At 58.7% G+C, this 559-nt stretch carries 1 pseudogene; it reads left to right on the forward strand.

From position 1 onward, the window contains the following. Positions 1-201: 201 nt before the first annotated feature. Positions 202-559: pseudogene (locus MCRY_RS22555) on the forward strand (hypothetical protein); the annotation flags it as partial.

Raw genomic sequence — 559 nt, forward strand, 5'->3', positions numbered from 1 at the left:
CCCCCCAACCAAAAATGTCGGGGCAGTGTGTTCACATGGGTCAGTTCTCAGTGACAATTTATGCGGCTACCGGGTCAGTTCTCAGTGACAATCAACAGTTGGCACTTACTTCGTGGCTAAGACACCCCCCCCTGTGTCATGGAAGTTGTCCGCTGCTCTACTTTTCCTCTATTTCTCAGGTGGGCGGGATAGGACGATGATTTGGGATATTCACTGGAACGAAGATCGGCTGTGCTGAAGCGGATGCTTCCGCCGAACAACATAGCCATTCGGCAGTTGTCGCAGGAGGAAGGGATCTCCGAGGCAACGCTGCACAAGTGGCGTGCGGATGCGCGCGGCAAGGGGCAGCTTCTGCCTGACGCTGACGCTGGGCCCGAGGGCTGGTCGTCACGTGACAAGTTCGCAGCGGTGCTGGAAACGGCGGCTCTCAATGAGGCCGATTTGGCTGAATACTGCCGCAAGCGTGGGCTTTATCCGGCGCAGATCGCGGCATGGCGGTCAGCGTGTGAACAGGCCAATGACTGGGACCGTGCCAGCACGGCACGTCTTGGACGGGCGG

Source organism: Marivita cryptomonadis (assembly GCF_002115725.1).
GTDB lineage: Bacteria > Pseudomonadota > Alphaproteobacteria > Rhodobacterales > Rhodobacteraceae > Marivita > Marivita cryptomonadis.